Origin of the sequence: Bacillus cereus group sp. BcHK124, assembly GCF_027712065.1 — a bacterium.
GTDB lineage: Bacteria > Bacillota > Bacilli > Bacillales > Bacillaceae_G > Bacillus_A > Bacillus_A pacificus.
In genome coordinates, this window is sequence record NZ_JAQFPJ010000027.1 from 13,992 (window position 1) to 26,554 (window position 12,563).

Consider the following 12,563-nt stretch of genomic DNA (forward strand, 5'->3'; position numbering starts at 1 on the left):
GAATGCTTTTCGTTATAATTAGGGAAGTGTCATCGTCTTACTATAAATTTATGGTAAAATAAACGATAAAAGATTGAGTACATAGAGTGGGTGAATAGATTGAAGCTACTAGTGAAAGCACCAGCAAAGATTAATCTGTCGTTAGATGTACTGGGAAAAAGACAAGACGGATATCATGAAGTGAAAATGATTATGACAACAATTGATTTAGCGGATCGTTTAGAACTAATGGAATTAGCAGAAGACCGTATTGAAATTTTATCCCATAATCGGTATGTCCCAGACGACCAAAGAAATCTGGCTTATCAAGCAGCGAAATTATTAAAAGAGAAGTTTAATGTAAAAAAAGGTGTATCTATTACTATTGAAAAAACGATTCCAGTAGCAGCTGGATTAGCGGGTGGAAGTAGTGATGCAGCAGCAACATTACGTGGTCTTAATAAATTATGGAATTTAGGGCTTACAATTGATCAGTTAGCAGAGCTTGGCGCAGAAATTGGGTCAGACGTATCGTTTTGCGTATATGGTGGGACAGCAATTGCCACTGGAAGAGGAGAGCAGATTGAGCACATAAAAACTCCACCTTCTTGTTGGGTTATTTTAGCAAAACCCCATATTGGTGTATCTACTGCTGATGTGTATGGAAATTTAAAGTTAAATCGAGTTACACATCCAAATGTAGATAAAATGGTGGATGTCATAAATGCTGGAGACTACAAAGGGATTTGTGATACTGTCGGTAACGTTTTAGAAGATGTAACGTTTGCGATGCATCCTGAAGTTGCACGTATTAAGGCACAGATGAAGCGATTTGGGGCAGATGCTGTATTAATGAGTGGTAGTGGTCCAACTGTATTCGGTCTGGTGCACCATGATTCGCGAATGCATCGTATATATAACGGATTAAAAGGATTTTGTGAACAAGTATACGCAGTACGTTTATTAGGAGAGCGAGAAACGCTTGAATAAAGACGTATAATACGTTATGATTTGTTTAGAATATTCGTGATTTGAGGTGAGAGTATGAAAATTAGACGAAGTACAAGATTAGTCGATATGACTTATTACTTGTTACAAAACCCTCGTCAGCTAGTTTCTCTCACTTTTTTTGCTGAAAGGTATCAATCAGCTAAGTCTTCTATTAGTGAAGATTTAGTTATTATTAAGCAAACGTTTGAACAACAAGGGGTCGGCACATTGCAAACGATACCAGGAGCAGCAGGAGGAGTGAAATATATACCATATATAAGTGAAGAAGAGGCAGATCTAATTATTGGTGAGCTTTGTAGCTTATTCGAAAATCCAGATCGTATTTTGCCTGGTGGTTACTTATATATGACAGATCTTTTAAGTAATCCTCGTCATATTAATGGCGCAGGTCGTTTGTTTGCTTCTGTTTTTGCTAGGCAACCAATTGATGCAGTTATGACGGTGGCAACGAAGGGGATTCCACTTGCATATGCAGTGGCGAACTACTTAGATGTACCGGTAGTGATTGCAAGAAAAGATAATAAGGTAACAGAAGGACCCACTGTTAGTATTAACTATGTATCAGGTTCTTCTAAGCGAATTCAAACAATGACGTTAGCAAAGCGTAGTCTTCCGGAAGGATCAAATGTTTTAATTATTGATGACTTCATGAAAGCTGGCGGGACAATTCAAGGTATGATGAGTATGTTAGAAGAGTTTAAGGCTAATGTTGTTGGTATTGGTGTATTAGTAGAATCCACGGATATTGAAGAAAGACTAATTAATAACTATGTATCATTGATTCGTCTATCGGAAGTTGATGTGAAAGAAAAAGCGATTCAAGTGGAAAAGGGAAATTATTCACTGGCACCATTTGATGAAGGGCTTGTAGAAGCTGAGTAAAAAGGTAAAGCAAATAGCTTTATCTTTTTTTATTCTATTTATAAGTTACAAAATAGATGGACAAACTGCTTTTCGTGCACTATTTTTAAAGAGTAAAAATAAATAATAAAAGGGTGAAAAGTATGAAAGTTGTTCAAACAAAAAATGCACCACAAGCAATTGGACCATATTCACAAGGGATTATTGTAAATAATATGTTTTACAGTTCAGGACAAATTCCGTTAACTGCAAGTGGAGAGCTTGTAGCAGGAGACGTAACAGTACAAACAGAGCAAGTATTTCAAAATTTACAAGCAGTATTAGAAGAAGCAGGTGCTTCATTTGATACGGTAGTAAAAACAACAGTATTCTTAAAAGATATGGATGATTTTAATGCTGTTAATGAAGTATATGGATCTTATTTCTCTGCTCATAAGCCAGCTCGTTCTTGTGTACAAGTAGCAAAATTACCGAAAGATGTTTCAGTTGAAATCGAAGTAATTGCCCTAGTTAAGTAATCCTTTGTAAGCGATAACCTCTACTAATCTCTATATTCAATTACATTAAAAATTTTTATCTTAAAAATTTTTAAAAAATTAAAGGGAAAATAGAAATTTTGTGGAATTTATACAAATATATCGCTTATTTAGAAAAGGGTGGTGAACACAAGATGGAAGTGACTGACGTAAGATTACGCCGCGTAAACACAGAAGGCCGCATGAGAGCAATTGCCTCTATTACTCTAGACCATGAATTTGTTGTTCATGATATTCGTGTAATTGATGGTAATAATGGATTATTTGTAGCAATGCCAAGTAAACGTACTCCAGATGGAGAATTCCGTGATATTGCACATCCAATTAATTCTGGTACACGCTCTAAAATTCAAGATGCGGTTTTAACAGAGTATCATCGTTTAGGCGAGTTAGAAGAGGTTGAGTTTGAAGAAGCGGGTGCTTCGTAAAATTCGAATGAAAAGGGCCTTTTAGAGAAGCCCTATAATTTTGCAACAAACTCCTGTAAGCATTTACAGGGGTTTGTTTTTTTGTGTTTATACATATAATTTGTTCGGAAAATTCTAAATTAATAAAAAGAAGGATGGGAACTTCTAATTTTTTCAAAATCATTTTAAATAGTATAGCTTATTTCTTAAAAAAGATACTAAAGAGTAAAACATCTTATAAGAATTATGGTAAAATTTAATAGTTAAAATGTGTTTCTTGAAATATATGATGATTTAGGATAATATCGTTAATGGATAAATAGGTTGCGATGGAGGGTCTATATGTCAAACAGATTTGCAGTGATTCTAGCGGCAGGTAAAGGCACACGTATGAAGTCTAAGCTATACAAGGTGCTTCATCCTGTATGTGGAAAACCTATGGTACAACATGTTGTCGATCAAGTATCTCAATTAGGATTGCAGAAACTTGTAACAGTCGTAGGACATGGTGCTGAAATGGTACAAGAACAGCTAGGAAACGTAAGTGAGTTTGCATTACAAGCAGAACAACTTGGTACAGCGCATGCTGTAGATCAAGCTGCAAGTGTACTTGCAAACGAAGAAGGAACAACTTTAGTTATTTGTGGTGATACACCGCTAATAACTGCTGAAACGATGGAAGCATTACTTCAGCAACATAAAGAAGCAGGGGCAATGGCAACGGTATTAACAGCTTACATAGAAGAACCTGCTGGATATGGTCGTATCGTTCGTAATGAGAATGGTCACGTTGAAAAGATTGTTGAGCATAAGGATGCAAATGAGAAAGAATTAGCTATTAAAGAAATCAATACAGGTACGTATTGTTTTGATAATAAAGCTTTATTCGCTTCACTTTCTAAAGTTTCAAATGATAACGTACAAGGTGAATATTACCTGCCAGATGTTATTGAAATTTTAAAAAATGAAGGTCATATTGTATCAGCTTATCAAACAGAGCACTTCGATGAAACGTTAGGTGTTAACGACAGAGTCGCTCTATCGCAAGCGGAAATTATTATGAAAAACCGTATCAACCGAAAGAACATGGTAAATGGTGTTACTATTATTGATCCAAGTAACACGTATATTTCTGCTGATGCAATTATCGGTAGTGATACAGTTCTTCATCCAGGAACAATTATTGAGGGGAACACTGTAATTGGTTCTGATTGTGAGATTGGGCCGCATACAGTAATTCGCGATAGTGAAATTGGAGATCGTACGACAATTCGTCAATCTACTGTACATGATAGCAAGCTTGGTACAGAAGTATCGGTTGGCCCATTTGCACATATTCGCCCAGATTCAGTTATTGGAGATGAAGTACGCGTTGGAAACTTCGTGGAAATCAAAAAAACTGTTTTTGGTAATAGAAGTAAAGCTTCACACTTAAGTTATATCGGGGATGCACAAGTTGGAGAAGACGTGAATCTTGGTTGTGGTTCAATTACGGTGAACTATGACGGTAAGAATAAATTCAAAACTGTGATTGGTAACGGGGTATTTATTGGATGTAATTCAAACCTTGTTGCTCCTGTAACAGTTGAAGACGGTGCTTATGTGGCAGCAGGCTCTACAATTACAGAGAATGTTCCATCAAAAGCATTGTCTGTAGCACGTGCACGTCAAGTTAACAAAGAAGACTATGTTGATCAATTGCTGAATAAGAAAAAATCATAATGTGGAGGGTTAATCTAGATGTCGACTCAATATCTAAATTCTAATTTGAAAGTATTCTCTTTAAACTCTAATAAGGAACTTGCTGAGCAAATTGCAAAGCACATTGGAGTAGGACTAGGAAAATGTTCTGTTGATCGTTTTAGTGATGGAGAAGTTCAAATTAACATTGAAGAAAGTATCCGTGGTTGCGATGTATTCATTATTCAATCTACAAGCTTCCCAGTAAACGAACATATCATGGAATTACTTATTATGATCGATGCATTAAAGCGTGCATCTGCAAAAACAATTAATATTGTTATTCCTTACTATGGTTATGCGCGTCAAGACCGTAAAGCGCGTTCTCGTGAACCAATTACATCGAAACTTGTAGCAAACTTGCTTGAAACAGCAGGTGCAACTCGTGTAATCACTCTAGATTTACATGCTCCACAAATTCAAGGGTTCTTTGATATCCCAATCGACCACCTAATGGGTGTACCGATTCTTTCAGATTACTTTGAAACAAAAGGTCTTAAAGATATCGTAATCGTGTCACCTGACCACGGTGGAGTAACTCGTGCTAGAAAAATGGCAGATCGCCTAAAAGCACCAATCGCTATTATTGATAAGCGTCGTCCTCGTCCGAACGTATCTGAGGTAATGAACATTATCGGTAATATTGAAGGTAAAACAGCAATTTTAATTGATGACATCATTGATACAGCTGGTACAATTACATTAGCAGCAAACGCTCTTGTTGAGAACGGTGCTTCTGAAGTATATGCTTGCTGTACACACCCAGTATTATCTGGTCCAGCAATTGAGCGTATCCAAAACTCAAATATTAAAGAGTTAGTTGTAACGAACTCTATCGTATTACCAGAAGAGAAGAAAATCGACAAAGTACATGAACTTTCAGTTGCTCCACTAATCGGAGAAGCAATCATTCGTGTATACGAAGAAGAATCTGTAAGTGTATTATTCAATTAATTGGATAGAATGAGACGTAACCAAGATTGGTTACGTCTTTTCGTATCGAAAAAAGAAAGTAGTGGTACAAGAATGAAATTGATAGTAGGACTTGGGAACCCAGGTAGAGAATATGAATTAACAAGGCATAATATTGGATTTATGGCGATTGATGAACTTGCAAAGCGTTGGAATATTTCTTTGAACGAACAAAAGTTTAAAGGAGTATTTGGTGCAGGATTTGTTAATGGAGAAAAAGTAATCTTATTAAAGCCACTTACATATATGAATTTATCTGGGGAAAGTATTCGTCCGTTAATGGATTACTATAAAATTGATGTAGAGGACTTCGTTGTTCTGTACGATGATTTAGACATCCCTGTAGGTAAATTACGCCTTCGTATGAAAGGCAGTGCGGGTGGACATAATGGTGTGAAATCAACAATTTCACATTTAGGAACACAAGAGTTTCAACGTATCCGCATGGGAATCGATCGTCCGAAAAATGGAATGAAGGTAGTAGATTACGTATTAGGACGTTTTACATCAGAAGAGATTCCTGATGTAAATCATTCTATTGAAAAAGCAGCAGATGCATGTGAAGAATGGTTAAATAAACCTTTTCTTCAAATTATGAATACTTTCAATAGTTAAGGGTACGATTGGGAATATTTTATTTTATTTTTACCCATACTAGCAGTAATTGGATTTTTAGGAGGCTAGTATGGAAGGGTATTATTATTGCAGACATTGCGGGAGTAATGTAGGCTCCGTTACCGCAGAAAAAGTATATAGCGACGTTTTATTTCAACTAACAGAGCAAGAAGTAGTAGAAATGATTCATTTTCATGAGAATGGAAATATATATATAAAAACGATTTGTGAATTGTGTCAAGAAACGCTCGCATCTTATCCTGAGTATTATGAATATGAAAAATTTCTGCAATAAAATGTTGTCGCTTTGGCATGTCCAAAGCATTTTTCTGTTTTCTTTTTCCGAAATATTTGCATAAAATATAGTGGCTTGCTCTTTTATGTTGAGAGGGGTTTTGAAAATGATAGGTTTATTAGAGCAATTTTATAAAAATGAAGAGATCCAATCGGTCATTAATGGATTAGAAGATGGTTTAAAAGAGCAACTTGTATCAGGTATGGCAACCTCTTCTCGTTCGTTATTAATGGCGGCCTTATATAAAAAAACAAAAAAATCACAACTTATTGTGACGCATAATTTATATCAAGCACAAAAAGTACATGAAGATTTAGTGGCGTTACTTGGTGAAAAAGATGTATGGCTATATCCAGTAAATGAATTGATAGCATCAGAACTTGGTGTTGCAAGCCCAGAATTGAAGGCGCAACGTATTGAAGTGTTAAATCGCTTAGCTGCAGGAGAGCATGGGATTATTGTAGCACCAGTTGCAGGACTACGCAGGTTTTTACCAATGAAAGAGTTGTGGAAGCAAAGGCAAATCGAAATCAGTCTAGGGCAAGAGATTGATTTAGATACATTTTTGCATACTTTACATCATATCGGCTATGAGCGTAAGTCTATGGTAGAAGCTCCTGGAGAATTTAGTTTGCGTGGGGGAATATTAGATATATATCCACTAACTGAAGAGTTACCATTTCGTATTGAATTTTTCGATACAGAAGTCGATTCTATTCGATTATTTGATGTGGATGAACAGCGCTCTCAAGATAAAAAAGAAAGTGTTAGATTTGGTCCAGCAACAGAGTTTTTATTTTCGCAGGAAGAATTGAAATCAGGAATTAAGCATCTTGAAGAAGGTCTGACTAAGACGATGCAAAAACTTTCTGATGATAAGTTGAAGACTACAGTGCTTGAGACGGTAAGTCATGAAATTGAGATGTTAAAAAACGGGCAAAGTATAGAACAGATGTTTAAATATTTATCTATTTTCTATAACGAACCTGCTAGTCTGATAGATTATTTACCAGAAGATGGTGTGGTTATTTTAGATGAGATTTCACGTATTCAAGAAACAGCATCACATCTTGAAACGGAAGAGGCGGAATGGTATATATCCCTTCTCGGTGAGGGAACAATTATTCAAGATTTATCTTTCTCTCATTCGTTTGAAGAATTTCTTCATCATAAAAAAAGAAGTTTTGTATATTTAACGTTATTCTTACGTCATATAGCACATACACATCCGCAAAACATTGTGAATGTGACATGTAAAACAATGCAAGATTTCCATGGGCAGATGCAGTTATTGAAAACTGAAATTGATAGATGGAACGAAGGGCATTTTACGACTGTGGTGCTAGGTACAGATGATGAACGTGTGAAAAAACTACAACATATTTTAAGTGATTATGATATTGAGGCAGATATTGTAGAGGGTACAGATATATTATTGCCTGGAAGGTTACAAATTGCTGTAGGTGATTTACATGCAGGATTTGAAATGCCGATGCAAAAGCTTGTTGTTATTACTGAAAAAGAGCTTTTTCATAAGAAAGTTAAAAAATCACAACGTAAGCAAAAGTTATCGAATGCTGAACGTATTAAAAGTTATTCGGAATTAAAAGTTGGGGATTATGTAGTTCATGTAAATCATGGTATAGGTAAATTCTTAGGTATTGAAACATTAGAGATTAACGGTGTTCATAAAGATTATTTGAATATTAAATATCAAGGTAATGATAAGTTATACGTTCCAATTGAACAAATTGACCAAGTGCAAAAATATGTAGGATCTGAGGGTAAGGATCCGAAAGTTTATAAACTGGGTGGAAATGATTGGAAGAAGGTCAAAACGAAAGTTGAAAAATCTGTACAAGACATTGCGGATGACCTAATTAAACTATATGCTGAGCGCGAAGCTTCAAAGGGTTATGCATATACACCGGATACGGCAGAACAACAAGAATTCGAGTCCTCTTTCCCGTATCAAGAGACAGAGGATCAATTACGTTCTATTGAAGAGATTAAAAAGGATATGGAACGCGGACGTCCGATGGATAGGCTTCTTTGTGGTGATGTAGGATATGGAAAGACGGAAGTAGCTATTCGTGCGGCGTTTAAAGCAATTATGGATGAAAAACAAGTTGCAATTTTAGTGCCGACAACAATCCTTGCACAACAACACTATGAAACAATTCGAGAGCGTTTTCAAGATTATCCAATCAATATAGGATTATTAAGTAGATTCCGTACGAGAAAGCAGCAAAATGAAACAATTAAAGGTTTAAAAGATGGCACAGTAGATATTGTAATCGGAACGCACCGTATTTTATCTAAAGATGTTACTTATAAAGATTTAGGTCTTCTTATTATTGATGAAGAACAAAGATTTGGTGTAACGCATAAAGAAAAAATTAAACAACTAAAAGCAAATGTTGACGTATTAACACTAACGGCAACTCCGATTCCGCGTACGCTCCATATGTCTATGCTTGGTGTGCGTGATTTATCTGTTATTGAGACGCCGCCGGAAAATCGTTTCCCGGTTCAAACATATGTAGTAGAGTATAATCCAGCATTAATGCGAGAAGCGATAGAACGGGAGCTTGCAAGAGGTGGTCAAGTTTACTTCCTATATAATCGTGTAGAGGATATCGAACGAAAAGCAGATGAAATTTCGATGTTAGTTCCAGATGCGCGTGTAACTTATGCACATGGGAAAATGAACGAGAGTGAATTAGAGTCTGTTATGCTATCGTTTTTAGAAGGACAGCATGATGTTCTTGTAAGTACAACGATTATTGAGACGGGTGTAGATATTCCAAATGTAAATACATTAATTGTATTTGATGCAGATCGTATGGGATTATCGCAGTTGTATCAGCTTCGTGGGCGTGTTGGACGTTCTAATCGTGTTGCATATGCTTACTTTGCATACAAACGGGATAAAGTGTTATCGGAAGTTGCGGAGAAGCGCCTGCAAGCCATTAAGGAGTTCACAGAGCTTGGATCTGGTTTCAAAATTGCGATGCGAGATTTATCAATTCGTGGTGCTGGTAACTTGTTAGGAGCCGAACAACATGGATTTATTGATTCTGTCGGATTTGATTTATATTCTCAAATGTTAAAAGATGCAATTGAACAGCGTAGAGGAACAGACGGAGTTGAAAATACAGTTAATGTTGAAATTGATTTAGAAGTAGATGCATATTTACCGGATGCTTATATTTCTGATAGTAAACAAAAAATTATGATGTATAAACAGTTTAGAGGTGTTTCTGCAATTGAGGATATTGAAGAGTTGCAGGAAGAGATGATAGATAGATTTGGTGATTACCCGCAAGAAGTTGGTTACTTATTACAAATCGCAAATATTAAAGTATTAGCAATGAAAGAACAAATTGAATTAATTAAGCAAAATAAATTTGAAGTAACAATTCTGTTCTCAGAACAAGCGAGTCAAAACATTGATGGCGGAAAATTATTCATGCTTGGAAATAGTTTTGGACGAATGATCGGTCTAGGAATGGAAGGATCACAATTGAAAATCGTCATGAAAACAAATGGCTTAGAGACATCGAAGTGGTTAACAATTGCTGAAAATTTATTAAAAGGCTTGCCAGATGTAAAAAAAGAAGTCATAAATGCCTAATATTAGATAAAAAAATGCAATTCGACGTGCATAGAAGAACTAATGTGTAAAATACTATGTCTAACAGTTGGTGATTTTTACATGAACAGGTAAATTCACCACTTTGATCATCAGTAGAAAGTGAGGCAGCATTAGAATGAAAGCAACTGGAATCGTACGTCGAATTGATGATTTAGGTAGGGTAGTAATCCCGAAGGAAATTCGTAGAACTTTACGTATTCGAGAAGGGGACCCACTAGAAATATTTGTAGATCGCGATGGAGAAGTAATTTTAAAGAAATATTCTCCAATTAGCGAGCTAGGTGATTTTGCAAAAGAATATGCAGATGCTTTATATGATAGCTTAGGACATAATGTGCTTGTATGTGATCGAGATTCTATTATCGCAGTATCAGGTGTATCAAAAAAAGAATACTTAAATAAAAGCGTTGGCGATCTAATTGAAAAAACGATGGAAGAAAGAAAGTCTGTTATTATGACGGACGAAAGTGATATTTCCATTATTGATGGTGTAACAGAAAAGGTTCATTCTTATACAGTTGGGCCGATTGTTGCAAATGGAGACCCAATTGGGGCTGTCATTATTTTTTCAAAAGAAGCGATTATAAGCGAAATAGAGCACAAGGCGGTCAATACTGCTGCCAGTTTCTTAGCGAAACAAATGGAACAGTAAAGGTGTATGGTTTTAGAAGTAGCAATCTTTCCTAATTATGATATTTCTTCTTGAGAAATCAATTATTTGGAGATATATGTATATTGAATGAAGGTAGCGCTTTGCTACCTTTTTTCATTGAATATTTCTAGCGTTGCACGAACGTATTCTTACTTGTGTAGGTAAGGAAGCTTGTCCTTTTCTTTATGATATAATACGAGGGGTGAGAATAGAAAAAGGAGTTTTCTTGCATGGAATCGAAGAAGTATCAAGCCTTTTGGCGTGGGGCTATTATATTAACAATCGCAAGTTTTGTTACAAAGGTATTAAGCGCCTTTTACCGTATTCCATATCAAAATATAGCGGGTGACGTTGGTTTTTATATTTACCAACAAATTTATCCATTTTATGGATTTTGTTTAATTTTAGCTACTTATGGGTTCCCTATTATAATTTCAAAAATGGTTGCGGAACGATTAGAGCGAGGGAAAAAACAAGAAGCAGAGGAAATTATTTGTGTATCTTTTTGGTTTTTATTAGGTATTGGTTTCATAGGATTTTTTACATTGTTCTTTGGTGCCGAAGCAATTGCGATAGCTATGGGCGATATACACTTAGATAAGCTATTACGCGTTATTTCCTTTTCATTCATATTGATGCCGTTTTTATCTGTAGCAAGAGGATATTTCCAGGGATTCAATAATATGATGCCAACAGCTGTTTCGCAAGTGATAGAACAAACGATTCGTGTTTCTATTATTGTATTTTTATCTCTATTCCTAATTGCTCACGAATTTGATTTATATACAGTTGGTGCAGGTGCTATGCTCGGTTCAATCGCAGGTGGATTGATTGGGATTATCGTACTTATACTTTATATGCGTCATGACTTTCGTTCTATATTCTTCAAAAGTGTAAAGAGGATTAAAGGGAAAAAGAAGATTATAAAAATCCTGTTTTGGCAGGGGTTAGCGATTTGTGTTAGTAACTTAGTGCTTATTTTTATACAAATGGCTGATTCTATTTCTTTCTATTCTCTACTTATTGGAGCGGGAGAGCCAGCTGAAAGTGCAAAGGTGTTAAAAGGTGTTTATGACAGAAGTATCCCGCTTATGCAATTAGGTACTGTCGTGACAACTTCCTTCTCGTTGTCGCTTATTCCAATTATTACAGCAGCGAAGGAAAGAGGAGATCTTACCTTTATTCGAGAAAAGGTAAGGTTAGCGATGAAAATAACATTTGTTATCGGATTTGCAGCAGCCATTGGATTAACTTGTATTATCCAACCTACGAATATTATGTTGTTTGAAAATAGTGATGGGTCAGATGTTTTATCTATTTTATCTTTATCTATTTTATTTAGTTCATTGTCGATTACAACTGCTTCTATTTTGCAAGGGTTAGGACAAACATTAAAACCAGCAATATTCGTTATATTTGGCGGTTGTTTAAAGTTAGCTTTAAATTATATATTAATGCCATATTTTAGTGTGAAGGGAGCTGCAATTGCGACGCTAGTTGCGTTAATTGTAATTTCTATACTAAATAGTGTATTACTTATGCGAGCTGTATCCGAATCGCTTATCGACAAACGGAATATGTTAGGTGTAGTTATTAGTGGTATCGGTATGGGATTTGTACTAATAATGTTTATGCGTGTATTGCAAATGTCTGGATTAGTGATGGATACAAGTCATAGAGGTGTTGCAACACTTGAGGCGTTGTTAGGTGTAGCCATCGGCGGATTGGCATATATGTTTTTCATTTTAAAATTACGTGTATTTACAAAAGCGGAAATAGGAACCGTTATGAAAAAAGAGAAAAAAGAAGGTTCATTGAAGAAGAGTGGATAGAGGTG

At 35.7% G+C, this 12,563-nt stretch carries 11 protein-coding genes; all 11 read left to right on the forward strand.

The window, feature by feature from the left end:
- Window positions 1-99: 99 nt before the first annotated feature.
- The 11 genes from ispE to PDK19_RS24550 all read left to right on the forward strand — a co-directional run bounded on the left by ispE (window position 100) and on the right by PDK19_RS24550 (window position 12,558).
- Window positions 100-969 (forward strand): 4-(cytidine 5'-diphospho)-2-C-methyl-D-erythritol kinase, encoded by an 870-nt coding sequence (gene ispE, locus PDK19_RS24500; RefSeq protein ID WP_000772094.1) that lies wholly within the window; start codon window positions 100-102, stop codon window positions 967-969.
- Window positions 970-1,023: 54 nt separating this feature from the next.
- Window positions 1,024-1,872 carry a pur operon repressor gene (purR, locus tag PDK19_RS24505; protein ID WP_000702474.1) on the forward strand — a complete coding sequence of 283 codons (849 nt, stop codon included), beginning with the start codon at window positions 1,024-1,026 and terminating at the stop codon, window positions 1,870-1,872.
- Between the two features lie 122 nt (window positions 1,873-1,994).
- Window positions 1,995-2,369, forward strand: a complete 375-nt coding sequence (locus PDK19_RS24510; RefSeq protein WP_000869804.1) for a RidA family protein — start codon at window positions 1,995-1,997, stop codon at window positions 2,367-2,369.
- A 152-nt stretch (window positions 2,370-2,521) separates the two neighbouring features.
- Window positions 2,522-2,815 (forward strand): septation regulator SpoVG, encoded by a 294-nt coding sequence (gene spoVG / locus PDK19_RS24515; protein ID WP_000454041.1) that lies wholly within the window; start codon window positions 2,522-2,524, stop codon window positions 2,813-2,815.
- 321 nt (window positions 2,816-3,136) lie between these two features.
- Window positions 3,137-4,516 (forward strand): bifunctional UDP-N-acetylglucosamine diphosphorylase/glucosamine-1-phosphate N-acetyltransferase GlmU, encoded by a 1,380-nt coding sequence (gene glmU / locus PDK19_RS24520; RefSeq protein ID WP_000071036.1) that lies wholly within the window; start codon window positions 3,137-3,139, stop codon window positions 4,514-4,516.
- 18 nt (window positions 4,517-4,534) lie between these two features.
- Complete coding sequence (locus PDK19_RS24525; protein WP_000107420.1) at window positions 4,535-5,488, forward strand: ribose-phosphate diphosphokinase; 954 nt, start codon at window positions 4,535-4,537, stop codon at window positions 5,486-5,488.
- Window positions 5,489-5,560: 72 nt separating this feature from the next.
- Window positions 5,561-6,121 (forward strand): aminoacyl-tRNA hydrolase, encoded by a 561-nt coding sequence (pth, locus tag PDK19_RS24530; RefSeq protein ID WP_001979768.1) that lies wholly within the window; start codon window positions 5,561-5,563, stop codon window positions 6,119-6,121.
- 70 nt (window positions 6,122-6,191) lie between these two features.
- Entirely contained in the window at window positions 6,192-6,416 is a 225-nt protein-coding gene (locus PDK19_RS24535) for an anti-sigma-F factor Fin (protein WP_000399440.1), read from the forward strand.
- A gap of 106 nt (window positions 6,417-6,522) precedes the next feature.
- The gene (mfd, locus tag PDK19_RS24540; protein ID WP_000579716.1) at window positions 6,523-10,053 is read left to right on the forward strand and encodes a transcription-repair coupling factor; all 3,531 of its coding nucleotides are present in this window, start codon (window positions 6,523-6,525) and stop codon (window positions 10,051-10,053) included.
- Between the two features lie 136 nt (window positions 10,054-10,189).
- Complete coding sequence (spoVT, locus tag PDK19_RS24545; protein ID WP_000648302.1) at window positions 10,190-10,726, forward strand: stage V sporulation protein T; 537 nt, start codon at window positions 10,190-10,192, stop codon at window positions 10,724-10,726.
- A gap of 230 nt (window positions 10,727-10,956) precedes the next feature.
- Complete coding sequence (locus PDK19_RS24550) at window positions 10,957-12,558, forward strand: putative polysaccharide biosynthesis protein (protein WP_000444152.1); 1,602 nt, start codon at window positions 10,957-10,959, stop codon at window positions 12,556-12,558.
- The last annotated feature ends 5 nt before the right edge of the window (window positions 12,559-12,563 follow it).

Excerpts from the sequence above, each read along its gene's own strand:
- spoVT (WP_000648302.1), top strand. The coding sequence starts at position 10,190 with ATGAAAGCAACTGGAATCGTACGTCGAATTGATGATTTAGGTAGGGTA.
- pth (WP_001979768.1), top strand. The coding sequence starts at position 5,561 with ATGAAATTGATAGTAGGACTTGGGAACCCAGGTAGAGAATATGAATTA.
- PDK19_RS24535 (WP_000399440.1), top strand. The coding sequence starts at position 6,192 with ATGGAAGGGTATTATTATTGCAGACATTGCGGGAGTAATGTAGGCTCC.
- PDK19_RS24510 (WP_000869804.1), top strand. The coding sequence starts at position 1,995 with ATGAAAGTTGTTCAAACAAAAAATGCACCACAAGCAATTGGACCATAT.
- PDK19_RS24550 (WP_000444152.1), top strand. The coding sequence starts at position 10,957 with ATGGAATCGAAGAAGTATCAAGCCTTTTGGCGTGGGGCTATTATATTA.
- PDK19_RS24525 (WP_000107420.1), top strand. The coding sequence starts at position 4,535 with ATGTCGACTCAATATCTAAATTCTAATTTGAAAGTATTCTCTTTAAAC.
- purR (WP_000702474.1), top strand. The coding sequence starts at position 1,024 with ATGAAAATTAGACGAAGTACAAGATTAGTCGATATGACTTATTACTTG.
- spoVG (WP_000454041.1), top strand. The coding sequence starts at position 2,522 with ATGGAAGTGACTGACGTAAGATTACGCCGCGTAAACACAGAAGGCCGC.
- mfd (WP_000579716.1), top strand. The coding sequence starts at position 6,523 with ATGATAGGTTTATTAGAGCAATTTTATAAAAATGAAGAGATCCAATCG.
- glmU (WP_000071036.1), top strand. The coding sequence starts at position 3,137 with ATGTCAAACAGATTTGCAGTGATTCTAGCGGCAGGTAAAGGCACACGT.